The following is a 26569-nucleotide window of genomic DNA, read 5'->3' on the forward strand; positions in this document are numbered from 1 at the left end:
TTTAATTCATTACCATGATTGAAAAATATCGTCAGCAATTTAATGCTAGTTTTACTGAAGAGAAATACAAACGACTGCTCATAAAACTGGAAGAAGGTTTTCCTTCTATTCCATTTAGAGTTGCGGAGACTCCTATTTTTATTCCTGAAGCATTAAAAGAAAAATTAATTGCCGCTGGCGAAGAAATTATTTCGCTCATTAAACAAGATAATTTTAAAGAATTAACTCAAAATGCGATTCCACAACAATGGAATGTACCCAATGAGACTTCGCATCCTCATTTTTTAACCTTCGATTACGGTTTATGTAAAGATGAGAAGGGAGAAATTACGCCAATGTTAATAGAAATGCAAGGTTTTCCATCATTATATGGGTTTCAATCGCATTTGGCTCACACGTACAAAGAGGTTTTTAATTTAGATGAAAAATTAAGTCCTTATTTTCATGATTTAGATGAAAAATCCTATTTCGAGCTATTTAAAAAAGTAATTGTCGGAGATTATGCTCCGAATGAAGTTGCGTTGATGGATGTAGATGCCACCAACCAAAAAACCGCAATTGATTTTTTTGTGACTGCAAAACATTTAGGCATTAAAATTCTGGCTTTAGAAGATATTTCAAAACAGGGAAAGCAATTGTTTTACGAAGAAAATGGTCAAAAAATTCAATTAAAACGCATTTATAATCGATTAATTTTTGATGAGATTGCTGAAAATACTGACATTTTCAAAAACAGTTTTGATCCTCGGGAAGAATTAGACATAGAATGGATAACACACCCAAATTGGTTTTATCGCATTAGCAAATACACTATGCCTTTTTTAAGAAGTAAATTTGTTCCTGAAACACACTTTTTAAATACTATAAAAACAATCCCAACAGATTTAGAAAATTATGTGTTAAAACCATTATTTAGCTTTGCTGGCATGGGTGTAATTATAGATGTAACCGAAGCGGATGTAAAAGTGATTAAAGATCCTGAAAATTGGATTTTGCAACGTAAAGTAGTTTACGAGCCCGTTATTCAAGCGCCAGATGTAGGTGTAAAAGCCGAAATTAGAATGATGTATTTATGGCCAGAAGGCGAAGAACCTCAGCTTTGCATCAATTTGGGAAGATTAAGTAGAGGTAAAATGATTGGCGTACGTTATAATGCAGATTTTGATTGGGTTGGTGGGACGGTTGGGTTGATGGAAACTTTTTAGAATTAAGAAGTTAAGACAATCAAGGAAGAATTCAAATCTTCAGTTTTCTTAATTCCTTTATGTTTTAATCCTAATTTTGACACTAATCTGAATGCTCCTATTTTATAAATCGTAAATTTGCACTATGGATATTCAATTCATCTTAATGATTATCATTTTCGCTGGCGCATTATTTTATGTTGGCCGAATGATTTATCGTTCCGTTTCTCCAAAAAGTAATGGTTGTGCTTCGGGCTGTGGCAAATGTGCTGCAAATTTCGATAACATTCCTGAGCCTAAAACTAAGTAGTAATGCTAGGCAAATTCGCAGCTTATCTGCAAAAACGTTTAGCCATTACAGATGAGCAAGCAACTGAAGCCGTAAGTTGTTTAAAAACCAAAACCATTAAAAAAGGTCAAGTTCTTTTAAATGCTGGCGATTTAAAGTCCGAGGCTTATTTTGTGAATAGCGGCCTATTAAGATACTTTTCAATAGATGAAAAAGGCAAGGAGCACATCATTCAATTTGCTCCGGAAGATTGGATGCTATCAGACCGCGATACTACTGTTTTCAATGAACCATCAGAATTTTATATCGATGCAATTGAAGATACCGAAGTTGTTATTGTTAAAAAAGATTTTTTCCCTGCCATCAAAAATATTGTTCCAGAAATATTAGAGCTAAACATTTTAATGCTGCATAATTCTATCCGCTTTATGCAAAAAAGATTAAACATGTTATTATCCGCAACTGCGGAAGAAAGATATTTAGATTTCATTAAACTTTATCCAAACCTTACTTTACGTGTACCACAATGGATGATTGCTTCTTATTTAGGCATCACTCCAGAATCTTTAAGCAGAGTACGTAAAGATTTAGCCAAAAAACATTTTAGGTAATCTGTTCGCTCATTCATTGGTCACTTGTTCATTAACTAACTATTTCCTAATGAACTAATTACTATTGAACCATTTCTTATCATACATCAATGTGTAGCGAAACAGCTTGCCTTACTTTTGTGTTATCAATTTAAAAAGACATTAAAAAAATAAAATTATGGCAACTACTAAATGGACATTAGATCCAACTCACAGTGAATTACAATTTAAAGTAAAGCACTTAATGATTACTACAGTAACAGGTAATTTAAAATCTTTTTCTGCAGAATTAACTTCAAACGGCGACGATTTTACAAATGCTGATATTTCGTTTAAAGGTGATATTAGTTCTATCGACACTGGTAATACCGATCGTGATAATCACTTAAAAAGTGCAGATTTCTTTGATGCTGAAAAATTTGCAAACATCGAGTTCAAATCTACATCAGTAGAAAAAGATGGTGATGATTACACTTTAAAAGGCGATTTAACAGTTAAAGGTGTAACTAAATCGGTGAAGTTAACTGCAGAATTTGGTGGTATTGCAACAGATCCATGGGGAAATACAAAAGCAGGTTTCACATTAAGTGGGAAAATTAACCGTACAGATTTTGGATTAACATGGAATGCTGCTTTAGAAACTGGTGGGGTAATGGTAAGTGAAGAAGTAAGAATTTTAGGAGAATTACAGTTTGTAAAACAAGCTTAATTCTCAGATAAGAATAAATAGGAAAATACAATGGAAGCAAATGTAAAAAAAGTTGCAGCAATATTAAATCCGCCTGCACCACACATGGTTGGCGATGGTTTTAGGGTACACAATTTCTTTCCTAGTGGATATAGATTGAACATGAGCCCGTTTTTCATGCTCGATTACAATGCTAAGATTGAATTTTCTGCTCGTAATGAACCACGTGGAGTTGGCGTTCACCCACATCGCGGATTTGAAACAGTAACTATTGCATATCACGGTGCTGTTGCACACCACGATAGTGCTGGTAATAGTGGTGTAATTTATCCAGGTGATATCCAATGGATGACCGCAGCAAGTGGTATTTTACACAAAGAATATCACGAAGAGAACTTTAGCAAAAAAGGTGGTCCATTTCAAATGGTTCAACTTTGGGTAAATCTTCCTGCTAAGGATAAAATGAGCACACCTAAATATCAAGGCGTTAAACATAGTGAAATACAAAAGTTTAATTTGCCAGAGAATGCCGGTATAGTTGAAGTAATTGCTGGTGAATATAAAGGAACGAAAGGAAGTGTTTCTACTTTTAGTCCAATAGAGATGTACAATGTACGCTTAAACAAAGGAGCAAAAGCTAGTTTTAATTTCCCAGCAAATTTTAATACAGGATTTGTAATTATCGAAGGAAATATAAAAGTAAATGGTTCAGAAAATGCGAAAACAGATCAAATGGTTCATTTTAAAAATGAAGGAGAAATAATTGAGCTAGAAGCATTAGAAAACAGTGTAATTCTTGTGCTAAGTGGCGAACCAATTAATGAACCAATTGCATCTTACGGTCCGTTTTTAATGAATAAACCTGAAGAAATACAACAAGCAATTGCTGATTATAACGAAGGTAAATTTGGTTATTTAGAAGAATAAAAATTAATCAATTTTTAGGAGCCGATGATTTTGTTAAATGATTATCGGCTTTTTTAGTTTTTCTGAATTAGGCAAACTGCATACGCAACTACACCTTCCTCGCGACCTATAAAACCCATCTGTTCATTTGTAGTTGCTTTAATAGAAATATCATCTATTGACATTCCAATTGCTGTCGCGATATTTTCTTGCATTTTCGGGATATGAGGATTTATTTTAGGTGCTTCCAGGCACAACATCGCATCAATATTCCCAATTTCGTATCCTTTTTCAGTCAATAATTTTACAGTTTCTTGTAATAATATTACACTACTTATTCCTTTCCATTGCGGATCTGTATTTTTAAAATGAAATCCGATATCCCTTAAATTGGCAGCGCCTAAAAGTGCGTCGCAAATGGCATGCAATAAAACATCAGCATCAGAATGACCAAAAGCACCTTTATGATGTTCTAGATTTACTCCACCAACTATAAACGGATGATTATCTTTTAACTGGTGTACATCGAAACCGAAACCTACTTTAATCTTCATTATTTGGTGTCCCCAAAATTAAATAGCAAGCTAAATCTTAACGTATTAGCCAATGGGCTTTTTTGCGGATCAGCTAATAAATAAGAAAAATCTATATTGAAAATATTATACTTTAAGCCAGCACCAACTGTGAAATAACGTCGATCTCCTTTTTCAGGAGCCTCGTAGAAATATCCAGTTCTTAAAGCAAATTGTTGATTATACCAATATTCTATACCAGTTGCAATGCTAACCTCTTTTAATTCTTCACTAAATCCGCCAGGTGCGTCGCTAAATGAGCCAAAAATCCCAGCAGGTACAGAACGATCTGGATCTTTTCCTGAAATTATAGTCCCATTAGAATCTCTTATTGGCTGAGTTGGCACCATCAATTTATTAAAATCTAAAGCAAATGTAAACTGATTGTAATCATCAATAATAAGTGTAGTTGCACCACCCAATTTCATGTTGGTAGGTAGAAAATATTTATCACCACCATCTACATAGCCTATTTTTGTGCCAATGTTAGAAAAATTAGCACCTGCCGCAACAATGGCATCTTTGCCAAATACTACGGTTTGCTTTCTATAATATGCAGATACGTCTAATGCTAATGCTGTCCCAGCTTTAGTTTGTTGTCCAGCAGAAAATTGACCAGATGTTAAATTCGAATAAATGAATCTAGCTGTAGTTCCTAACGAAAATTCATTTCCAAATCTTTGTGAATAAGTAGCATCAAAAGAAAATTCATTAGGGCTATAAATTCCTAAATCTTGTTGGTTTGCATCTGTAAGTTGAATTTGTCCTAAAGAAAAATAGCGCAACGCACCACCTATTGTACTTCTCTCACTCACTTTGTAAAAACCACTTAAATAAGCCAAATTAATATCAGGCACCAAGTTTTTTAACCAAGGACTATATGAGGCTGAAAACCCATAGGGTCTATCTAAAAAAGCTAATTTAGCAGGATTAATGCTCATTGCATTCGCATCTGGTTGCGTTGCTACACCTGCTTCTCCCATGCTTCCTGCTCTCGCATCTGGAGTAATTAATAAAAAAGGAACTGCTGTATTGATATTATTAGATTGGCTACCATTTGTTTGAGTACCTGGTTGTACAACCTGCGCAAATAGCTCGCCATTACAAAACATCGCTAAAGAAAACATGCCTAAGGCTGCTGCGCTAAAGTACTTCAGATTCATTACTTAGATATAGACATATAACAGGTATGCAAGTTAACATAGTGTTTATTAATTTCAAAGTATTAACACCTTTGATTTCTTGTTAGATCATACAACGTATATTAAGCAAGAAATGTATATGGATAAGGAGATATGCTGTAAAAGATTTTTTTTGGAATAAGAATTAGGAAGCTATACTAAATAAAGAGCGATTACGTTTCAAACTATCGTTTGTTCTTTTATGAATACAAAAACATACTATTTAGTTGATAGCTACCGCTTAAATTAACCTTAATTTAAAAAATATTTTTTTGGTAGATAGCTCTTTTTTTATGTAATTTTATCAGTTAAGTGTTACATAGACACAATTATGAAAAAAACATATTTACAATTATTTATATTCTTAGTTAGTATTACAATTTTTACCTCTTGTAATAAAAACGCAAAGACAGGTGTTTCGAGTAAAACTGGCTATGCCTATAATAAAAAGGAAAATGGCGGTTTTGAGGTTGCTAGTAAATATAAGCGAGGTCCTGCAGGAACAGGTTTAGTCGAAATAGAAGGCGGTGTATTTATTATGGGAGGTAGTGCTGTTGATATCCCCGGACAAGATTTAAGCAATTATAATTATAAAAGAGAGGTTAGTGTTAGTTCATTCTATATGGATGAAACCGAAGTTTCGAACACGAATTGGCTAGAGTATTTAAATTGGATTAAACGCAGTTATCCAACTGATGCGCAATACTATTACGAAGAATTACCCGATACTTTAGTTTGGCGCAGACCATTATCTTTCAATGAGCCTTACGTAAATAATTATTTAAGACACCCAGCCTATCAGAATTATCCAGTTGTTGGTGTGAGCGCTTTGCAAGCAGAAAGATATTGTGCTTGGAGAACTGACATGGTGAACGAAAAGTTATTGAGAGATAAAGGATTTATGACTTCTTTTGCTGCGGTAAATGGTACTGCTACAGGTAGAAATGCAGCAGCTACACCAGCAGCTGCAAGACCAACAACACCATTCAATACAGAGATTTATTTGAATGGGCAATATGATGACAAAGGACCAAAGGCAAAGGCAGACCTTAATCCTGCTGCAACAGCCAACGGAGCTGCAGCAACAACTGGAAGAGGTGCACCTACAGCAACAAGAAATGTGAGATTAGAAGACGGAGTAATTTTACAACCTTTTAGATTACCATCAGAATTGGAATGGGAATATGCCGCATTAGGCCTAATAGGAAATACTCAATATGAGAACATTGGTGAGAAAAAAATATATCCATGGAATGGTTTAGGAATTACTTCTGCTAAAAAAAGCACAAGGGGTTTAATTCTAGCTAACTTTAAAAGAGGAAAAGGCGATTACATGGGTGTTGGTGGATCATTAAATGATAAAGCTGCCTTTACACAAGATGTTAAAAGTTACGAGCCAAATGATTTTGGATTGTACAATATGGCAGGTAATGTAAACGAATGGACTCGTGATATTTATCGTGCTTCAACTTTCGAGCAGGCAGATGCATTAAATGCATTTAGAGGTAACCAATATCAAAATAAAGATAGAGACCCAATTACTGGCAAACTTAAACAAGATAAATATGGCAAGCCGGAAATGGTAAATGCCAATTCTGGAGTTAAACAAACTTGGGCGGAGTTACAAGCTGGTAAAGCTGCTGGAAATACGGGTACTACGGCTTATAATCCTGATCAACGTGGCTATCGCGATGAAGAGAGCTCTTTATATGGTGTAACTACTTTAGTAAATAATAAATCTAGAGTTTATAAAGGTGGTTCTTGGGACGATCAAGCACAATGGCTAAATCCTGCAGCGAGAAGATATTTACAAGAAGACGAATCAACAGCTGATATTGGCTTCCGCTGTGCGATGACCATGTTGGGCTCATCAGAAATAAAATCTGTTGGTAAACCTCAGTTTAAGGTTAAAGGCAATAGATAAAGATTAAAAAAGAAAGGGAAGCAACATTGCTTCCCTTTCTTTTTTAATGAAAACTAATCAGTATTTCATTCTTCTCTACTTTATCACCCTGTTTAATTTCTATTTTCTTAATTACACCATCTGTCGGCGATTTAATCATATTTTCCATTTTCATCGCTTCTAGGACTAAAAGATTATCTCCTTTTTTTACTTCGGTTCCTTCGGTTACCAAAACGCTCAAAACTAAACCGGGCATTGGGGCCTTAATTTGCTGTATTTTATTTACTGATAAATTATCCATACCCAACTGTTTTAATAACTGATCGAATTGATCTTTTATGGTCAGTGTGTAAATGTTATTATTTACTTTAATAACAGCAGTTTTTTCTTCCTTATTCAGCTCTACAACTTCTATGTTATACGATTTGTTTTTAAATAGCACATGAGCAGAATTAGAATTTAAAGCAAGCCTATCTAACTCCACCATTTCGTTATTAACCTTTAGCTGTTTATCATCAGCAGTTATATCAAAGTTATATTTATCGTTTACTTTTATTTGGTACATTTTATTGTGTTAAAGCATACTGAATTAAATTAGCACCCATTTTAAGCGCTTTAATACGACTTTCTTGTGTATCTGTAGGGTAAGTTCCAAAATCTTCCCAACCATTACCTAAATCACATTCGTAAGTATAATAGCAAACCACTCTTCCTTTCCAGATTAAAGCAAATCCTTGTGGTCTTTTCCCATCATGCTCATGTATCTTCGGTAAACCTGCTGGAAATTTAAATTTCTGATTATATATTTTATGATTTGCTGGTAATTCGACAAAACTGAGTTCTGGAAACACTTTTTTCATTTCTGGTCGAATAAATTTATCTAACCCATAATTATCATCGATATGCAAAAAACCCCCACCTATTAAATACTTCCTCAAATTAGCGGCCTCTTGGTCGCTAAAAATCACATTACCATGCCCAGTCATATACACAAACGGGAAATTATAAAGTTCTGCACTGCCTACTTCTACAATTCCTTCATCAGGAGAAAAATTAGTGGTTAAATTCTTATTACAAAAATCGATGAGATTAGGCAAAGCCGTCCTATTTCCATACCAATCTCCACCACCATTATATTTTAACTTTCCCATTTTATATGTTGGAACAGTAAAACTAGAGCATAGAATAAAGATTAAGGAGCAGCAAAGGGCAAAGATCTTAACAAACTGCTGTCTCTCAATAATTTTAAAATTGCTAATTGTAAATTGTATTTTGTAAATCAACTTCATCTATTGATATAATTAACCTCAAAACAAGCAGCTAAGGCAGCAGTTTCTGTTCTTAGCCGGGTGTTACCTAAAGTTACTGCTTTATAGCCGTTTTGCAAAGCGATTTCAACCTCTGTTTGGGTAAAATCTCCTTCTGGGCCAATTAAAATTAAATAAGATTGATGAGTTTGAGTAAGTTGATTGATAAATGGTTTTTCTCCTTCAATGCAATGCGCAATGAATTTTTCTCCATTAGCGTTTTGTTTCATCAGCTCTGCAAATGAAATAGATGTATTTAGTTTAGGATGGTATGCAGTTAAAGATTGCTTTACAGCGGAAGTTATCACTTTTTCTAATCTTTCTTCCTTTATAATTTTACGTTCAGAACGATCGCAAATAATTGGTGTTATTTCATCAACACCTATTTCAGTTGCTTTTTCCAAAAACCACTCCAGGCGATCTATGTTTTTTGTTGGGGCAATGGCGATGTGTAAATAATGATTACGCTTACCAAATTCAGTTTGCTTGTTAATTACAGTTAGCTGAACATTCTTTTTATTAATGCCAGTAATTTCAGCTTCATATAAACCACCCATTCCATCAATTAAATGAATAATATCACCAACAGTTAAACGAAGTACTTTACTGCAATGCCTACTTTCTTCTTCGTTTAAAGTGTATTGATTTGAAGTAATATCAGGTGTGTAAAAAACATGCATTAGCTAGAAGTTTTAATGCGTATCTACCATGTCACTTTTGCTAATTACAAGTTCAAGTTTTATGGTTTCGATATTTTGTTCTGTTTTCTTTAAAATAGTAAATAGGTAACCATAGCATTCTTCGCTATCACCAACTTCTGGAATTTTACCAAATGCATGAGAAACCAATCCACCTACAGTATCAAAATCTTCATCTTCTGGTAAATCGTGTGGTAAATGCTCGTTGACATCGTAAACTGTTGCATAAGCATTAATAACAAATTCCGTATCTGAAATTTTTTCTACCGTTGGTTTTTCTTCATCGTATTCATCCTGAATTTCTCCAACAATTTCTTCAACAATATCTTCTAGTGTAACCATACCAGCTGTACCACCAAACTCATCAATTACAATAGCAATTTGAATACGTTTTTGTTGCAATTCGCTTAGTAAATCGTTAATTTTTTTTGTTTCCGGAACGAAATATGGTTTTCTAATAATATCGGCCAATGCCCATTCTTTATGACCTGCTAAAAGTGGTAATACGTCTTTTGCATGTACAATACCGATAATTTTATCAATAATATCATCGTAAACTGGCATACGTGAATAGCCTTCACCTATGATAGTTTGCACCACTTCTTCTTTTGGTGTATTTAATTCGATACCGGATATTTTTGTACGTGGCACCATGATATTTTTAACAACACGCTCATTAAAATCGAATACGTTTTTAATTAATTCATGTTCATTTGTATCTAATGCACCACTTTCTTTTCCTTGGTCTAATAAGTAATACAACTCTTCTGTACTATGCACGGAATCATGTCCACCGATACTAGAAATACCGAACACTTTTAAAATTAAAGATGCAAGACCATTTAATAACCAAATAAAAGGTCTAAATACCCAATAAAAGATTTGTAATGGAACTGAAACAAATAATGTAGTTGCTACTGGTTTTTGTATTGCGATCGATTTTGGTGCTAATTCACCAAAAACAATGTGCATTATGGTAATAAAAGAAAAAGCAATAATTGGCGACGCAGTGCCGGAAAAAGATGTAATGATAGCTTCACTATAATTCATTTTCCTCATTACACCATCAATAATGTGATGCATAACACCTTCACCAACCCAACCTAAACCAAGAGAGGCTAATGTAATACCCAATTGTGTAGCAGCCAAATAGCCATCTAGATGTTGAGTGATGTATTTTGCAATGTTAGCAACCCTACTACCAGATTTAGCTTTGATTTCAATTTGTGAAGCTCTAACCTTTACAATTGCAAACTCTGCTGCAACGAAAAATCCGTTCAGAACGACTAAAAAGAAGGTCAAAAATATTTGAAATCCCATTAAGAATTGTTTCTAAATTTCTTATCGTAAAGCTCAATGCTTTCTTGTATTACCTTGTGCGCATAACGTACACCAAGTAAGTGTTCTATCGTAACTTGTTTTTCTTCTAATGCTTTATAATCTTGAAAGAATTTTACAATTTCTTTCATCGTATGAGGTGGCAACTCATGTAAATCGTTAATATAATTTACCGACATGTCATTTTTAGCTACCGCGATAATTTTATCGTCCTGTTCCCCATTATCCACCATGTGCATTACACCAATTACTTTAGCTTCAATAATTGTCATTGGATAAACATCTACAGAGCATAAAACTAAAATATCTAATGGGTCATTATCATCGCAATAGGTTTGAGGAATAAAACCATAATTTGCTGGATACATAACAGACGAAAAAAGAACTCTATCTAATTTGATCAGATTTGATTCTTTATCTATTTCGTATTTTGCTTTTGAACCTTTAGGGATTTCAATTATTGCATTTACTACAGCTGGTAGGTTCTCTCCAGGAGAAACACTATGCCACGGATGATGATCTTCTTTACTCATTTTTTTCTTCTTCAATCTCTATTTCATCTTCATCACCACTTCTATTTACCTGTTTTTTCACAAATGTGATAACCAATGGTATAGTGGTAATTACAATAAAACCTATTATTATATAAACCAAATACTCTTCAATTTGTTGGGCAAATCTTCTGCCTAAAAAATATCCTAGCAAAGTTAAGGATGCTATCCATAATATTGCACCTACAATGTTATAAAATGCAAACTTTTTAAGTTCTAATTTTACTACTCCAGCAAAAATTGGAGCAAAAGTTCTAACAATTGGTACAAATCTACCCATTATTAATGCAAAGGCACCTTGTTTTCTGTAATATCGTTCGGCTGCTAAAAGATATCTTTTCTTAAAAAAAATGCTGTCTTTTCTTTTGTATAATAACGGGCCCGTTTTTCGACCGAACCAATATCCGGTAAAATTTCCACAAATAGCAGCGATACATAAGCCCACTATGAGGACATAAATATTTACATCCAACCTGCCAGTTGCCACAAACATGCCTGCTAAAAACAAAAGATAATCGCCTGGCAAAAAGAAACCGAAAAATAAGCCAGTTTCGGCAAAAATTACAAACAAAACAACATAGAAACCACCCTCTTTAAGTAATTTTTCGGGATCAATAAAATGCTGTAATGAATTCCAGAATTCTTGCATAGTTGAATTATTCGTAAAACTACAAATAATAATCTATATCATTGGGCTATATCAGATTTAAAATAATAGATGGATAAACCCCTAAAAATAAGGTAACTATTACTGACAACACTAATACTATTTTGTACTGTAATGGGGTATCTAAAACGATATCGGAACCTTCTTTAAACCACATTGCTATGATTACTTTAAAATAATAATAGAAACCTATCAATGCATTTAAAATAGCAATAACAACTAAAATGGTTTGATAATTCTCCATCACATTTAAAAACATTACATACTTACCAATAAAACCAGCAGTTAATGGAATACCCGCCAAAGAAAGCATTGCAATTGTTAATGCGAAAGCTGTTAACGGATTTCTTTTACCTAAGCCATTAAAGTTTTCGAAGTTATCATTACCGGTTTTTTGTTTAACCAAAATTAAAATTGCAAATGCGATGATAGTTGCAAACGTATAAGCTGCAGCGTAAACCAAAACATTACTTGCTGAATTAACTGTTAAAACAATTAAAGAAAACAACATATAACCTGCATGCGATACACTTGAATACGTCAGCATGCGTTTGAAGTTCTTTTGGTAAAGCGCAGTAATATTTCCTATGCACAAAGTGACAATAGTGATGATCATTAATGCAGGCATCCAAAAATCATGTAATGGTTCGAAAGCACCAGCAAATAGCCTTAAAAATGCGGCAAAACCAGCAGTTTTAACTACAGTTGACATAAATGTAGTAATTAATGATGGAGAGCCTTCGTATACATCCGGAACCCAGAAATGGAAAGGTGCCGCACCAACTTTAAAGCATAAGCCAATCATCATTAAAATAACACCTGGATAAAATAATGGCGAAACTGATTTTACATTATTAACTAAGTAATTCTGAATAACAGTAATATCAAATGAACCTGTTGCTCCGTAAATTAAAGTAATACCGAATAATAAAAATCCAGTAGAAAAAGCACCCATTAAAAAGTATTTTAATGAAGCCTCATTTGATGCAAAATTCAGCTTTCGTATTCCCGCTAGGATATACAAACTCACCGACATGATTTCTAAGCCGATAAATAGCATCGACATATTTTGATAAGAAACCATGATAATCATCCCCGACAGGGCAAACAAAATCAAAGTAAAATATTCTGCAATGTTATCACTTCCTTCGGAAAAATAATTTTGGGTCAATAGAAATATAAAGAAGGTACCGACTATAGCTATAGCCGAAAATGCCAAAGCGAAATTGTCCATTCGCATCATGCCATAATAAGTTGTTGGATTATTCCATGAGCAAGCGACAAAGCCTAATGCAACTAATAAACCAATTAAAGTTAGAGGCAATAAGGCTTTTTTTGCCTTAAACAAACCTGCATAAAGTACTATTAAAGCCGTAGCGGCGATGGTTATAATAATGTTCATGTTAGTTTACCCCTGTTAATTTTTGATTTACTTGTTCTAATAAATGTTGTACCGAAGCTTCAGATAAATGCAAAATTGGTTTTGGATAAACACCCACTACAATTATCAATACGCAAATAGTATACAATACCACTTTTTCTGTTCCTTTAATATCTGTAAAACTGATGGTTAATGCATTGGTTTCACCTAGCATTACTTTTTGATACATTCTAAGCATATAAACTGCACCAAAAATGATAGTCAACCCTGCGATTAAACCCAACCATGCATTGTAGCTGTATACGCTAAATAGCAATAAAAACTCACCGATAAACCCATTAGTTCCTGGCAAAGCAACAGTTCCTAAAACGATAATTAAGAACGTGATAGCTAATTTCGGAGCAACTCTAGCTAATCCGCCTAATTCTTCAATTTTATTTGTTTTAAGGCGAGAAGAAATAATATCTAACACGAAAAATAAACCAATTACATTAATACCATGACTTAACATTTGTACCATTACACCTTGCAAACCTTGTGTATTTAATGCAAAAATACCAGCTGATATTAAACCAACGTGAGCAATTGATGAATAGGCTACCAAGCGTTTCGCATCTTTTTGTGTAAATGCAATTAATGACGCGTAAACAATTCCAATAACTGAGAGGATCATCGCCACGCAAACCCAATCGTTAACACCTTGCGGTACAATTGGCAATAACCATCTTATTACACCATAAATACCCATCTTCAACATAATACCTGATAATAACATGGTTCCTGGAGTAGGAGCTTCTGTATACGTATCAGGTTGCCAAGTATGGAAAGGAAAAATTGGCATTTTAATCGCAAAAGCAATAAAGAATGCCCAAAATATCCAACCTTGTTGATATGAATCTAAGTTTAAGGCATAAAATGCGTTGATATCAAAGTTCTTAGCAGGATTTTGTAGGTATAAATAAATGATACCTAATAACATGAAAAGTGAACCCGCAATCGTGTAAACAAAAAACTTCATGTTTACTTTGATACGGTCTTTCCCGCCCCACATGGCGCAAATAAAATAGATAGGAATTAAAGCTGCTTCCCAACCTATGTAGAATAAAAATCCATCTAATGCAGTAAATACCAACAACAATCCGCTTTGCATAAATAAGATTAATGCATAAAATGCATTGGCATTTTTATACTCGTGTTTAAAGCTAGAAAGGATGATTAATGGCATTAAAACATTTGTTAAAATAACCGTAATCATGCTAATTCCATCAATACCTACATGGAAATTAATTCCTAATTGTTGTATCCAAGGATAGTTTACTGCAAATTGTGTAGTAGCATCTGGAGTAAATTGGGTTAATAAACCAATAGTTACGCAAAGCGATACCAGTGCAAAACCTAAAGCGCTTACTTTGGCCGAACTGCCTTTAAGTAGTGAGGTAATGATTGCACCAACAAGTGGTAAAAATATGAGTATTAATAGTTCCATTTATATGTGTTGAACCGAATTAAGCGATAGATAAATAAGTATACAATAACAATGCGATGATACCGAATACCATCATAAATATATAAAAGCCAACATTTCCAGATTGTAAAAGACGTAGGCCTTTACTTCCTTCAGTTGCCGACCAGCCAAAACCATTTACCAATCCATCAATTACCTTTTTATCGATAATGCGATAGAAAAATCTAGAAAATGCATCTAAAGGTTTTGTGATGATAGCATCATAAATCTCATCTAAATAGAATTTGTTGTATGATATTTTAGCTAAGATTGAGCGTTTACTTTCATCAGGAACTGGAACGTGAGCATTTTTAACATATTTAGTATAGGCATAAAATAAGGCAATCAAAGCAGCTAAAACAGAAGCTCCCATTAACCCAAATTCTGTAGCATGACTTAATTCCAATTCATGTTGAGCAATGCCTGCACCAGTTAACCAATGTGCTAACCATTCATTACCACCAAATACATGAGGAATATTTATTACTCCGCCAATTGCAGCCAAAATAGCTAACACAATTAATGGATACGTCATGATTTTTGGCGATTCGTGAATACGTTCTTCTGCGTGATGCGTTCCACGATATTTCCCAGAGAATGTTAAAAACATCATTCTGAACATATAAAAAGCAGTCAGAAATGCGGTGAATAATCCGATTGCCCAAAGCACTTTATTATATTCAAAAGCGTGTGCTAAAATTTCATCTTTAGAGAAGAAACCAGAAAATGGTGGTAAACCTGCAATCGCGATTGTACCAATCATCATGGTTGCAAACGTAATTTTTAATTTAGATTTCAATCCACCCATATGTCGCATATCTTGTTCATGATGCATTGCATGAATTACTGAACCCGCACCTAAGAATAACAATGCTTTGAAGAAAGCATGGGTTAAAACGTGGAAGAATGAACCTGTATATGCACCAACACCCAAACCTAAAAACATATATCCTAGTTGAGATACAGTTGAATAAGCCAATACTTTTTTAATATCTGTTTGTGTTAAGGCAATTATTGCAGCAATTAAAGCAGTCGCTGTTCCAATAATCGCGATAATCATTTGCGTGGTTGGCGCTAAATCGAACAATACACTTGAACGAGCGATCATATAAATACCAGCCGTTACCATTGTTGCAGCATGTATTAATGCAGAAACCGGAGTCGGCCCAGCCATCGCATCTGGTAACCATGTAAATAAAGGTAACTGCGCAGATTTGCCACAGGCTCCAATAAATAGTAAAATAGTAATTAAAGTAATTGTTCCAGCTCCTGGCATCATTGAAGCAGCCTGAGGAAATACTTTAGCAAATTCTACACTTCCAAAAGTATTGAAGATTAAGAAAACTCCCAAAAGGAAGCCTAAATCTCCAATTCTATTCATTACAAATGCTTTTTTAGCCGCACTTGCGTAATTGCTATTGGTATACCAAAACCCGATTAATAGATAAGAGCATAAACCAACACCTTCCCAACCAATAAACATAACGATGTAGTTTGAACCTAAAACTAATATCAACATGAAGAAGATAAATAGGTTTAAGTAGCTGAAGAATTTACCAAATCCAGCATCATCATGCATATATCCAACTGAATACAGGTGGATTAAAAAGCCAATTCCTGTTATAATTAATAACATAATTGCACTTAATGGATCGTATAAAAACGAAAGTGGAATATGTAAATTACCAGCACTAATCCAATCGAAAAGATCTACTGTAAATTGTTTTTGTGTACCAGTGCCTAGTTCAAAAAATAAAGCAACGCTTAATGCAAAAGAAGCAAATATTACACCGCTACCAATAAAACCAATTAGGCTTTTGCTAAAGGTATTTCTGCCAAGGCCATTAATTACAAAGCCTAAAAGCGGGAGTAAAGGGATTAACCAAAGTAAACTATTTATCATCTTCTATCTAATTACCACTTAAGGCGATTTAATACATTAATATCTATCGACTGCGTATTTCTGTAAACCATTACAATAATTGCTAGTCCTACAGCTACTTCAGCAGCTGCCAAAGCCATAATAAAAAATACAAAAACTTGTCCTGATGGATCGTTGTGATGAACCGAAAAAGCGGTTAGCAATAAGTTAACAGAGTTTAACATTAACTCTACCGACATAAAAATAACAATAGCATTTCTACGTGTTAACACCCCCATTACCCCAATAGTGAAGATAATAGCACATAACCAAATGTAATGGTTAAGTGGAACTGTTTGCATGGTTGAAGTTAAATTATCCATTTGCTTTTTCCTCTTTTTTAGTTAACAATACTGCACCAACCATTGCTGTAAGCAATAAAATTGATGACAATTCAAATGGTAACATGAACGGACCAAATAATTCTTTACCTAGGTTTTTTACCAATCCTAAATTTGGATTTTGCAATACCAAAGGGCTATTAATTGAAACCGCTTTAAAAGAACCAACTAATGTTACTAATAAACATCCCCCAGCTATTACGCCTAAAATTTTAACTAATGCTGATTTATTTGGTTCGTTTTCTTTATTCAAGTTCAAAAGCATCAGCACAAATAGGAATAAAACCATAATTGCACCCATGTAAACAATGAAATTTACAACCGCTAAAAATTGTGCATTTAACAACACATAGTGAACTGTAAAAGTAAAAAAGGTAAGAATCAAGTATAAAACACTATGGATTGGATTCTTCGAAAAGATAACCATCAGTGAAAAAATGATGCTTAATGTTGCTACGAAATAGAATACTGATGTACCCATTAATTTTCTTTTGTTTAGTTTATTAGTCTCGCCATAGGGCGATATTATTTTATTTCACCTCCAAAGGAGCTTCAACCAATTTATCTTTGCCGTAAATAAAATCTTTACGTAAATAATCAGAAGGAACAATTGGCCCATCTAAATAAATTGCTTCTTTAGGGCAAGCTTCTTCACACAATCCACAGAAAATACAACGTAACATATTGATTTCATAAACTGCTGCATATTTTTCTTCACGATATAATGCTTTTTCTTCAGGTTTACGTTCAGCTGCAATCATGGTAATTGCTTCTGCAGGACAAGATAAAGCGCACAATCCACAAGCAGTACAACGCTCCCTACCTTCTTCATCTCTTTTTAAAGAATGCATCCCTCTCCAATTGATAGAGAATTCTCTTTCAACTTCAGGATATCTGATGGTAGAACTTTTCTTAAAAAAGTGGCTCATTGTAGTACCCAAACCTTTAACAATTGCAGGCAAATACATGCGTTCTGCAAAGTTTAGAGGCTTTTGCTCTAGTACTTTTTTCTTATTACTTAATGATTCCATATCTCTCTCTTAAAACTTATTTACAACAGCTATAACAATCCCTGTGATAACGATATTTGCAATTGCCAAAGGAATTAATGCTTTCCATCCTAAATTCATCAACTGATCATAACGGAAGCGAGGAATTGTCCAACGTACCCACATGAAGAAAAAGATGAACATAAATATTTTAGCAAATAAAACAACTGTTCCAATTAATGCAGCAACGTTTGGACTAACATGACCTGCAACAGTATCCATCCAAGGGTAATTGTAACCTCCAAAGTATAATGTTGCCATCACGGCAGATGAAACAAACATATTGATATACTCAGCAAATAGGTAAAATCCTAATTTCATCGATGAATATTCTGTATGGTAACCACCAATCAACTCCGTTTCACATTCAGGTAAATCGAATGGAGCACGATTAGTCTCTGCAAAAGAACACACCATAAAAATAATAAATCCTAATGGCTGATATAAAACATTCCAGTGCCAACCATGTTGTTGTGCAACAATCTCTTTTAAGCTTAATGTATTCGTCATTAAAAGCAAAGCGATGATAGATAAACCCATTGCCACCTCATAACTGATATTTTGAGAAGCCGCTCTAATTGCACTTAACAACGAATATTTGTTGTTAGAAGCCCATCCACCAATCATCACACCATAAACGCCTAATGAAACTACACCAAAAAGATAAAGTACACCAACATTAATATCGGTTACTTGCAATGGAACAACTCTTCCATTAATGTTTAAATCTTGTCCCCAAGGAATAACTGCTGTACCAATACAAGCACAAAGCATAGCTAAACCAGGGCCAACCATAAATAACCATTTACTCGCATTTGAAGGAATAATTTCTTCCTTCATAAACATTTTTAAACCATCAGCTAAAGGTTGCAAAATACCAAAAGGGCCAGCTCTATCTGGACCTAAACGATCTTGTAAAAATGCAGCCACTTTTCGCTCTGCGTAAGTAGAATACATTGCAATTACCAAGCTAATGGAAAACAAGATAGTTACCAGCGCAAATTTTTCGATTACAAAATTTATATCCATTAGAATTTACTGGTTTTTTCTAGTTCAACCTTATTAGCTTCTTGCAAAGCCAAATTTTCTTTAATCACAGGTAAAGGTCTAAATGTTTCGTAGTGATTTGATGAAATTACTGAAGTATCAGAAATATGAGTTGGATGCTCAATTGTCCAATCTGCAGTTGCTTTTTTCTCGAAGCGACATTCATTGCAAATAAAGTCTTCTACCTCACCGAACTGATCTTTACGAGCAGTAACACGTAAAACATCTTCTCCTTTATACCAAAGTGTTACTTTGCCATTACACTTTTCGTGATTACAATCGCGATGTGCATCAACAGGTTTTGTAAACCAAACTCTATTTTTAAATCTGAAAGTTTTATCGGTTAAAGCACCTACTGGACAAACATCAATTACATTTCCTGAGAAATCATTATCAACTGCTGTTTGGATATATGTAGATATTTCTGAATGATCTCCTCGATTTAAAATACCGTGAACACGTTTATTAGTAATTTGATCAGCAACAAAAACACAACGGTAACACAAGATACATCTGTTCATGTGTAACTGAATTTTATCGCCAATATCTATTCTTTCAAAAGTACGACGCTCAAATTCATAACGAGTACGTTGCAATCCGTTTTCGTAGCCTAAATTTTGTAAATCACATTCGCCAGCTTGGTCGCAAATTGGGCAATCAAGTGGGTGATTAATGAGCAACATCTCTACTACACCACTTCTAGCTTCCAAAACTTCCGGAGAAGTAATATTTTGCACTTCCATTCCATCCATTACATTGGTACGGCAAGAAGCTACCAATTTTGGCATGGGACGAGGATCTTTTTCAGAACCTTTAGTTACTTTAACAATACACGTACGACATTTACCTCCACTACCTTCTAACTTAGAGTAATAGCACATTGCAGGTGGAACAATATCACCCCCAATTTGCCTTGCAGCGTTGAGAATACTTGTGCCTGGTGCTACTTCTACCGTTATACCATCAATGGTAACTTTCATTAAATCACTCATGGTTAAAGATTATCCTGTTTAACTTCTTCAACTTTTTTCTCAATCGGAACAGCGTAATTGGCTAAACCATAATTGCTGCTTAAGATTTTCACTGGCTCTTTTACATGCCATTCAAACTCATCTCTAAAATGTCTAATTGCACTCGCAACCGGCCAAGCCGCTGCATCACCCAACGGACAAATTGTATTTCCTTCTATTTTTTTAGACACATCAACTAGCAAATCGATATCGCTCATTTTTCCGTGTCCGTATTCTAATCTGTGTAATACTTTTTCTAACCAGCCAGTACCTTCACGACAAGGTGAACATTGTCCGCAACTCTCATGATGATAGAAACGGGCAAAATTCCAAGTATTTCTAACAGTACACTGATCCTCATCAAATGCGATAAAACCACCAGACCCCATCATTGTTCCAGTTGCAAAACCACCTTCAGAAAGTGATTCGTAACTCATTAAACGAGGTTCGCCGTTAGCATATTTTAAGGTTAGGTTAGCTGGTAAAATCGGAACAGAAGAACCTCCAGCTACCGTAGCTTTAAGTCTTTTGCCATTGGCGATACCACCGCAATATTCATCAGAATAGATAAATTCTTCAACCGGTAAGCCTAATTCAATTTCATAAACACCTGGTTTTACCAAGTTTCCAGAAGCTGATATTAATTTAGTACCTGTACTTCTACCAATACCAACTTTCGCATATTCATCGCCACCATCATTAATAATTGGCACAACTGCAGCAATAGATTCAACGTTATTTACTACAGTCGGACAACCATACAAACCAGCTATTGCCGGAAACGGTGGTTTAATACGAGGATTTCCTCTTTTACCTTCTAACGACTCTAACAAAGCGGTTTCTTCTCCGCAGATGTAAGCACCACCACCCGGTTGTACGTATAATTCTAAATCGTAACCTGTTCCTAATATATTTTTACCTAAAAAACCGGCAGCCTTAGCTTCAGCAATTGCCTTTTCTAGGATACGGATTTGAGGCATCATTTCTCCACGAACGTAGATATAAGATGTTTTGGCACCAAGAGCGAAACTTGAAACAATCATTCCTTCGATTAAAGCATGAGGAATGTATGTCATCAAATACCTGTCCTTAAAAGTTCCAGGCTCAGATTCATCAGCATTGCATACCAAATAACGAGCAACACCTTCTGGCTTAGCCAAAAAACTCCATTTCATCCCGGTAGGGAAACCTGCGCCACCACGACCGCGTAAGCCAGACTTTTTAACCTCTTCCACTACTTCATCAGGAGTTAAAGTTTTCAAAGCTTTTTCTACAGCACGATAACCGCCTTTTTGGCGATAAACTTCTAGCGTATTAATGCCAGGTACATTGATATGTTCGAGTAATAGTTTACGTCCCATTTATTTCTTGCGTAAATCGTCTATTAATTGATCAACCGATTGCTCAGTTAAGTTTTCATAGAAAGTATATTCTGGACCGATTTGTAAAACTGGAGCATAACCACATGCCGCTAAACATTCTACACCTCGCCAGCTAAATAAACCATCAGCAGTAACTTCGCCTTCTTTAACACCAAGTTTACTTTCGATGTGGTCCATTATTTTTTCTGCCCCAACTAAGCAACAAGGCCCAGTACGACAAACTTCTAATACATATTTTCCTTTGGGTTGTAAAAAGTACATGCTATAAAAAGAAGCAACTTCATACACCTCAATAGGTTCAATATTCAAATACTCAGCAATTTTATCCATTGCAGGAACACTAGTCCACCCAAATTCTGCTTGTACCAAATGTAACAAGGGTAGCAAAGCTGATTTTTGTTTTCCAACAGGATAACGTCTAACAATTTCATCAAATTGCTCTATTAAAGCCGATGAAAATTCTACAGGTTGTTGTTCTTCTACTTTAAGCATCTAATTCTCCTGCAATAATGTTCATGCTACTCATGTTGATAATGGCGTCTGATAACAGCATACCTTCACTCATTTTTGCGAACATTGAATAATTAATAAAACTAGGTCTTCTAAAGTGTAAACGATAAGGTGTTCTGCCTCCATCGTTTATCAAATAAAAACCAAGTTCTCCATTACCACCTTCTACAGCGTGATAAACTTCTGCTTTTGGCGCATCAATTTCTCCCATCACAATCTTAAAGTGATAGATTAATGCTTCCATATTATTATAAACTTCTTCTTTTCCCGGCAAATAGAATTCTGGAACATCAGCATGAAAAATACCTTTAGGCTCCGATTTTAATTTCTCTAAAGCTTGTTCGATAATTCTCACACTTTGCCACATTTCCTCATTACGTACCAAATAACGATCATAAATATCGCCACTTGTACCTACCGGAATTTCAAAATCAAAATCTTGATAAGAAGAGTATGGTTCGCTAGTACGGACATCATAATCTACACCTGTTGCACGTAATAAAGGCCCGGTCCAGCCAAAACTTAAAGCATTTTCTTGAGTTACTTCGGCAACGCCAGCAGTACGGTCTATAAAAATACGGTTACGGTTTAACAGGCTTTCAAATTCTCTTAATGCTACAGGGAATTCTTTTAAAAACTTATTGATTTTCGCAAAGGCGATACCATTGAAATCTCTTTCCAAGCCACCAATACGACCAATGTTAGTCGTTAAACGAGCGCCACAAATTTCTTCGTAGATTTCGTAAATATGTTCTCTAAATTGGAATAAGTAAAGGAAAGTTGTAGTTGCACCAGTATCTTGAGCAATAATAGTATTGCAAATGATATGGTCAGAAATCCTAGCCAATTCCATGATAATTACCCGAAGATAATCAACACGTTTAGGGATTTGGATATTCAATAATTTTTCAACCGTCATGTGCCATCCCATGTTGTTAATTGGGGATGAACAATAGTTTAAACGATCTGTTAATGGAGTAATTTGATAGAATGGGCGATGTTCTGCAATTTTTTCAAATGCTCTATGAATGTATCCGATAGTAGAAACTCCGCTTACAATACGTTCGCCATCTAACTGCAATACGTTTTGGAAAACACCGTGTGTAGCAGGGTGAGTTGGGCCTAAATTTAGGGTTACCAATTCGCTCTGCGGATCATTATCTGTATATACTGGTTGATTGTGCTTCATGTGTTATCTACCAAAGTATTCGTCCTTTTTATCAACTCTGTTTGGATCTTCTAAAGGATATTGTTTAAGCATAGGGTGAACACCTAACTCATCCATATTCAAAATTCTCCTTAAATCAGGATGTCCTTCAAATTTAACCCCGAAAAAATCATAGGTTTCGCGTTCCATCCAATTTGCGGCATTCCACAAAGTGGATGCAGTTGGTATAGTTGGATCATTTTCGTGAATAAAAACCTTAACGCGAGCTCTAACACCATTAACCATACTGTGCAAATGATAAACTACTGCCAATTGGTGTTTCTCTGGATAATGAACTGCCGTTAAATCGGTAAGAAAGTTAAAATTAACCTTTCCATTTTCTTTCATATAAGATAAAACATCAATAATTCTATCTTTAGTGGTAGAGAAAGTTAGCAAGCCATAAGGTTCTGTAACGTCAAAAAGTTGCCCGCCGAATTTTTCGCCTAGCAAATCAATGATTTCTGTATTTGTTGCTTTAGCCATTATTCTATTCCGTATGAAGCTAACATTTGTTTGTACTGATCTGAGTATCTTCTTCTACCTGATTCGTTTTTAACCAGCTCTTGTATTTTTCCAAAACCATCTAAAATAGCTTCTGGACGAGGCGGACAACCTGGAACATAAACATCTACGGGGATAATCTCATCAATTCCTTGCAATACAGAATAAGTATCAAAAATACCTCCACTTGATGCACAAGCACCAACAGCAATAACCCAACGAGGCTCTGCCATTTGTAAATAAACCTGTTTTAAAACAGGCGCCATTTTCTTAGCGATAGTTCCCATTACCATTAATAAATCTGCTTGACGTGGAGAAAAACTTAATCTTTCTGCGCCGAAACGACCAAAATCGTAATGCGAACCCATAGTCGCCATAAATTCTATACCACAGCAAGAAGTAGCAAATGGCAAAGGCCATAATGAATGTGAACGGGCCAAACCGATAACCTTATCTAAGGAAGTGGCAAAAAAGCCTGAGCCTTCTATGCCCGGTGGCGCATCTACTATATTGATTTCACTCATGTTATAAACAAAAAATGCTTATTCCTAATAGAGAATAAGCAACAAATTTACAATATTTTAAAAGCAAATAGATTAAGGGATTGGCATTTAGAATTAATCTAAATAATTAATTCCAGTCTAGCGCTTTTTTCTTTAATATATATATAAATCCTAATAAAAGTGTGCCCATAAAAATGAACATTTCTATAACCCCGTTCCAACCCAAATCTCTAAAATTTACAGCCCAAGGATACATGAAAATTACCTCAACATCAAACAACACAAAGAGAATGGCTACCAAAAAATACTTAATAGAAAATGGTTGACGAGCATTACCGACTGACTTAACTCCCGCCTCAAAAGTAGAGAGCTTATCATTCGTTTTACGTTTTGGGCCCAAAAAGTGCGTAGCAAATAAAGTTATTACTACAAATCCTAAAGCAACAATAACTTGAAATATGATAGGTAAAAAATCGTGGGCTGTACTTGTCGTTTCCATCTTTATTATTTTAGACAAAATTAAAAGAAAAAGGCAGGATTACAAACCCTGCCTTTCTTTTGTTAAAATTAAGATTATTATTTCTTAATTGGTGCTTTTTTTGGTTGTGCTGGTGGAGCACTTAATATCTTCAAATTATCTGCAGCATATGCATTTGCAGGGTCTATAGCTAAAGTCTTATTAAAATATTCTTTCGCTTTCTCTTTATCAATACCTGAATAATAGAAACCTAAATAATTATAAGAGTCAGCCAAATCTCTAACGTGAGCCGCAGCCTTTTCCGGTTTAGTTACGGTAAGAAGTGTTATATATTTTTCATAAAAAGGCACTGCTAACCCTTTTTGAGTCTCTGGATTATCAATTACATCAATTGCTTTATTGATACGAGCTCTATATAGAAAAGCTGGGTCGTATTCAGGAGCTAATGTAATCACTTTAGCCAATGCAGAATCACTTTCTACAAGCAAACCTCTATCCTTAGCACCAGATTTTACATATTCAGCTAATGCTAAATAGTAATAGTTCATCGCCATGTTAGGGTTTTTAGAATTCAATGAAATTACCTTCTTGAAAACTGGAATAGCTTTACCATAACTTTTTGCTGCATAGTATTTCTTACCAATTTCAGCCAAATCTTCTACTTTAGTAGTATCTAACTCAACCCCCTTTGTAATATTGATTACAGCTAAACTATCATTACCAGTACCTTCTAAAGCTTTGCCTAAATAAAGGTAATCAGATCCAAGAATACGAGCAGTGTCTTGCTTTCTAGCAAATAATTCATTCATGAATTGTACACCTTGTGGATAATTTTTATTCTCAATAGCAGAATATCCACGCATACGAATTACTACAAATGTTTTAGGGTTATTAGCATCTGGTGCATTTAACGTTGCAACTTCATTTGATAATGTTGCAAAATCCCCTGCGTAAACTAAAAACTGAGCATAACGTAAACGAGATTCAAAAGATTTATCAGTTAAATCTAAATACTTCTTCATATTAGTTAATGCGTCAGCTCGTTTAGCATCACCATTTTTTGGATCTTGATAAGACCATTGTAATAACAATTCTGCATACTCACGATAAGCAGGACCATAATTAGGATCTCCTTCTATAGCTTTTTTTAATTGTGCTTCTGCCTCTGCAAATGCGTAAGCTTCTTTATACATTTTACCAATTTGTACAAAAACGCGGTATAAGGCAGGATTAATATCCGTTGCTCTTAAATACATGTTATAAGCTTCTGAATTCTTATGTTGCATTGCATAGTAGTCTGCAATAGCTAAAAATGTTTCAGGATCTTTATCTTTTGAATCTAATTCATCTGCTTTTTGAAGGTTTGGTAAGGCTGCAGCATAATCTGGCTTCTTTTGTCCTAAATATGCTTTTCCAATTTGCAAATAAGTTTGATAATCTTTTTTTCCCAAATCTATTGCTTTATCGAAATTTGTTTTTGCAGATGTTGCATTACCCGACATTAGATCAGCATGACCAAGACCAACATAGTTTAATGCATTTTTTGGGTCTGCAGTTGTTCCACTGGTAAAAGCAGCTCTTGCCGAATCAATCTCATCTGTTAATAAATAAACATTACCAAGGCTAAAATAATTATCACCATCTTTAGCTTGAGATGCTACTAAAGTTTTTAACATCGAGGTAGCTTTTTGGTACTGCTCTGCATCCATTGCCTTCTTTGCATCAGCTAAACTTTGAGCAAATGAGGCAACACCCATCATTACTAAACCTAAACTTAAGGTTATTGCTTTCTTAATCATTTTCATCGTCATCATTTGTTTTAATCGAAATAAATTTCCTGTAACCTTTTCTTTGGTTC

At 34.7% G+C, this 26569-nt stretch carries 29 protein-coding genes; 6 read left to right on the forward strand and 23 right to left on the reverse strand.

Annotated features, from left to right (window positions below; all coding sequences use genetic code 11):
* Nucleotides 1-14: 14 nt before the first annotated feature.
* From WC622_RS04250 to WC622_RS04270, 5 genes are all read left to right on the forward strand, one after another.
* Nucleotides 15-1205, forward strand: coding sequence for a hypothetical protein (locus WC622_RS04250; RefSeq protein ID WP_372817619.1), 1191 nt, complete (start codon nucleotides 15-17; stop codon nucleotides 1203-1205).
* A 124-nt stretch (nucleotides 1206-1329) separates the two neighbouring features.
* Entirely contained in the window at nucleotides 1330-1494 is a 165-nt protein-coding gene (locus WC622_RS04255; RefSeq protein ID WP_372817621.1) for a FeoB-associated Cys-rich membrane protein, read from the forward strand.
* A 2-nt stretch (nucleotides 1495-1496) separates the two neighbouring features.
* Nucleotides 1497-2084 carry a Crp/Fnr family transcriptional regulator gene (locus WC622_RS04260; RefSeq protein ID WP_372817622.1) on the forward strand — a complete coding sequence of 196 codons (588 nt, stop codon included), beginning with the start codon at nucleotides 1497-1499 and terminating at the stop codon, nucleotides 2082-2084.
* Between the two features lie 157 nt (nucleotides 2085-2241).
* Nucleotides 2242-2772: a YceI family protein gene (locus WC622_RS04265; RefSeq protein WP_372817624.1), complete on the forward strand. Its 531-nt coding sequence runs from the start codon at nucleotides 2242-2244 to the stop codon at nucleotides 2770-2772.
* A 30-nt stretch (nucleotides 2773-2802) separates the two neighbouring features.
* Nucleotides 2803-3678 (forward strand): pirin family protein, encoded by an 876-nt coding sequence (locus WC622_RS04270; protein WP_372817625.1) that lies wholly within the window; start codon nucleotides 2803-2805, stop codon nucleotides 3676-3678.
* A 53-nt stretch (nucleotides 3679-3731) separates the two neighbouring features.
* On the opposite strand, the gene ispF is transcribed toward WC622_RS04270, so the two are convergent.
* Both ispF and porV read right to left on the reverse strand, forming a co-directional pair.
* Nucleotides 3732-4211, reverse strand: coding sequence for a 2-C-methyl-D-erythritol 2,4-cyclodiphosphate synthase (ispF, locus tag WC622_RS04275; RefSeq protein ID WP_372817627.1), 480 nt, complete (start codon nucleotides 4209-4211; stop codon nucleotides 3732-3734).
* Nucleotides 4211-5392, reverse strand: coding sequence for a type IX secretion system outer membrane channel protein PorV (porV, locus tag WC622_RS04280; RefSeq protein ID WP_372817629.1), 1182 nt, complete (start codon nucleotides 5390-5392; stop codon nucleotides 4211-4213). The genes ispF and porV overlap by 1 nt, the downstream gene beginning before the upstream one ends.
* A gap of 349 nt (nucleotides 5393-5741) precedes the next feature.
* On the opposite strand from porV, the gene WC622_RS04285 reads away from it, so the two are divergent.
* Nucleotides 5742-7334, forward strand: coding sequence for an SUMF1/EgtB/PvdO family nonheme iron enzyme (locus tag WC622_RS04285; RefSeq protein ID WP_372817631.1), 1593 nt, complete (start codon nucleotides 5742-5744; stop codon nucleotides 7332-7334).
* A gap of 43 nt (nucleotides 7335-7377) precedes the next feature.
* Here the strand turns inward: WC622_RS04285 and WC622_RS04290 are convergent, their stop codons facing one another.
* The 21 genes from WC622_RS04290 to WC622_RS04390 form a co-directional block, all read right to left on the reverse strand.
* Nucleotides 7378-7878, reverse strand: coding sequence for an acetyl-CoA carboxylase biotin carboxyl carrier protein subunit (locus tag WC622_RS04290; RefSeq protein WP_372817633.1), 501 nt, complete (start codon nucleotides 7876-7878; stop codon nucleotides 7378-7380).
* Nucleotide 7879: 1 nt separating this feature from the next.
* Nucleotides 7880-8464 carry a DUF4159 domain-containing protein gene (locus WC622_RS04295; RefSeq protein WP_372817635.1) on the reverse strand — a complete coding sequence of 195 codons (585 nt, stop codon included), beginning with the start codon at nucleotides 8462-8464 and terminating at the stop codon, nucleotides 7880-7882.
* Nucleotides 8465-8598: 134 nt separating this feature from the next.
* Nucleotides 8599-9300: a 16S rRNA (uracil(1498)-N(3))-methyltransferase gene (locus WC622_RS04300; RefSeq protein ID WP_372817637.1), complete on the reverse strand. Its 702-nt coding sequence runs from the start codon at nucleotides 9298-9300 to the stop codon at nucleotides 8599-8601.
* A gap of 12 nt (nucleotides 9301-9312) precedes the next feature.
* Nucleotides 9313-10638 carry a hemolysin family protein gene (locus tag WC622_RS04305; protein ID WP_372817639.1) on the reverse strand — a complete coding sequence of 442 codons (1326 nt, stop codon included), beginning with the start codon at nucleotides 10636-10638 and terminating at the stop codon, nucleotides 9313-9315.
* The gene (locus WC622_RS04310) at nucleotides 10638-11189 is read right to left on the reverse strand and encodes an inorganic diphosphatase (RefSeq protein WP_372817641.1); all 552 of its coding nucleotides are present in this window, start codon (nucleotides 11187-11189) and stop codon (nucleotides 10638-10640) included. Before WC622_RS04310 ends, WC622_RS04305 begins: the two co-directional genes overlap by 1 nt.
* On the reverse strand, nucleotides 11182-11856 hold the full coding sequence (locus tag WC622_RS04315; RefSeq protein WP_372817643.1) for a DedA family protein: 675 nt from the start codon (nucleotides 11854-11856) through the stop codon (nucleotides 11182-11184). The genes WC622_RS04310 and WC622_RS04315 overlap by 8 nt, the downstream gene beginning before the upstream one ends.
* Before the next feature lie 46 nt (nucleotides 11857-11902).
* On the reverse strand, nucleotides 11903-13276 hold the full coding sequence (locus tag WC622_RS04320) for an NADH-quinone oxidoreductase subunit N (protein ID WP_372817645.1): 1374 nt from the start codon (nucleotides 13274-13276) through the stop codon (nucleotides 11903-11905).
* Nucleotide 13277: 1 nt separating this feature from the next.
* Nucleotides 13278-14741 carry a NuoM family protein gene (locus WC622_RS04325; protein ID WP_372817647.1) on the reverse strand — a complete coding sequence of 488 codons (1464 nt, stop codon included), beginning with the start codon at nucleotides 14739-14741 and terminating at the stop codon, nucleotides 13278-13280.
* A gap of 19 nt (nucleotides 14742-14760) precedes the next feature.
* Nucleotides 14761-16662 (reverse strand): NADH-quinone oxidoreductase subunit L, encoded by a 1902-nt coding sequence (nuoL, locus tag WC622_RS04330; protein ID WP_372817649.1) that lies wholly within the window; start codon nucleotides 16660-16662, stop codon nucleotides 14761-14763.
* 11 nt (nucleotides 16663-16673) lie between these two features.
* Nucleotides 16674-17003 carry an NADH-quinone oxidoreductase subunit NuoK gene (nuoK, locus tag WC622_RS04335; protein WP_372817651.1) on the reverse strand — a complete coding sequence of 110 codons (330 nt, stop codon included), beginning with the start codon at nucleotides 17001-17003 and terminating at the stop codon, nucleotides 16674-16676.
* Nucleotides 16996-17502 (reverse strand): NADH-quinone oxidoreductase subunit J, encoded by a 507-nt coding sequence (locus WC622_RS04340; RefSeq protein ID WP_131551941.1) that lies wholly within the window; start codon nucleotides 17500-17502, stop codon nucleotides 16996-16998. Before WC622_RS04340 ends, nuoK begins: the two co-directional genes overlap by 8 nt.
* 49 nt (nucleotides 17503-17551) lie before the next feature.
* Entirely contained in the window at nucleotides 17552-18052 is a 501-nt protein-coding gene (locus WC622_RS04345; RefSeq protein WP_372817653.1) for an NADH-quinone oxidoreductase subunit I, read from the reverse strand.
* Nucleotides 18053-18061: 9 nt separating this feature from the next.
* Nucleotides 18062-19099 carry an NADH-quinone oxidoreductase subunit NuoH gene (nuoH, locus tag WC622_RS04350; protein WP_372817655.1) on the reverse strand — a complete coding sequence of 346 codons (1038 nt, stop codon included), beginning with the start codon at nucleotides 19097-19099 and terminating at the stop codon, nucleotides 18062-18064.
* A complete protein-coding gene (locus tag WC622_RS04355) occupies nucleotides 19099-20109 on the reverse strand; it encodes a 2Fe-2S iron-sulfur cluster-binding protein (RefSeq protein ID WP_372817657.1) in 1011 nt (336 codons plus the stop codon). Before WC622_RS04355 ends, nuoH begins: the two co-directional genes overlap by 1 nt.
* Before the next feature lie 2 nt (nucleotides 20110-20111).
* Nucleotides 20112-21488: an NADH-quinone oxidoreductase subunit NuoF gene (nuoF, locus tag WC622_RS04360; RefSeq protein ID WP_372817658.1), complete on the reverse strand. Its 1377-nt coding sequence runs from the start codon at nucleotides 21486-21488 to the stop codon at nucleotides 20112-20114.
* Complete coding sequence (gene nuoE, locus WC622_RS04365; RefSeq protein WP_372817660.1) at nucleotides 21489-22001, reverse strand: NADH-quinone oxidoreductase subunit NuoE; 513 nt, start codon at nucleotides 21999-22001, stop codon at nucleotides 21489-21491.
* The gene (locus tag WC622_RS04370) at nucleotides 21994-23208 is read right to left on the reverse strand and encodes an NADH-quinone oxidoreductase subunit D (RefSeq protein ID WP_372817662.1); all 1215 of its coding nucleotides are present in this window, start codon (nucleotides 23206-23208) and stop codon (nucleotides 21994-21996) included. Before WC622_RS04370 ends, nuoE begins: the two co-directional genes overlap by 8 nt.
* A 3-nt stretch (nucleotides 23209-23211) precedes the next feature.
* Nucleotides 23212-23712, reverse strand: coding sequence for an NADH-quinone oxidoreductase subunit C (locus WC622_RS04375; protein ID WP_372817664.1), 501 nt, complete (start codon nucleotides 23710-23712; stop codon nucleotides 23212-23214).
* Nucleotides 23712-24254 carry an NADH-quinone oxidoreductase subunit B gene (locus WC622_RS04380; protein ID WP_055131193.1) on the reverse strand — a complete coding sequence of 181 codons (543 nt, stop codon included), beginning with the start codon at nucleotides 24252-24254 and terminating at the stop codon, nucleotides 23712-23714. The genes WC622_RS04375 and WC622_RS04380 overlap by 1 nt, the downstream gene beginning before the upstream one ends.
* Before the next feature lie 106 nt (nucleotides 24255-24360).
* Complete coding sequence (locus WC622_RS04385) at nucleotides 24361-24732, reverse strand: NADH-quinone oxidoreductase subunit A (RefSeq protein WP_372817667.1); 372 nt, start codon at nucleotides 24730-24732, stop codon at nucleotides 24361-24363.
* Nucleotides 24733-24809: 77 nt separating this feature from the next.
* Nucleotides 24810-26516, reverse strand: a complete 1707-nt coding sequence (locus tag WC622_RS04390; RefSeq protein WP_372817669.1) for a tetratricopeptide repeat protein — start codon at nucleotides 26514-26516, stop codon at nucleotides 24810-24812.
* Nucleotides 26517-26569: the final 53 nt, after the last annotated feature.

The sequence above is a fragment of the Pedobacter sp. genome, from assembly GCF_041662865.1.
Lineage (GTDB): Bacteria > Bacteroidota > Bacteroidia > Sphingobacteriales > Sphingobacteriaceae > Pedobacter.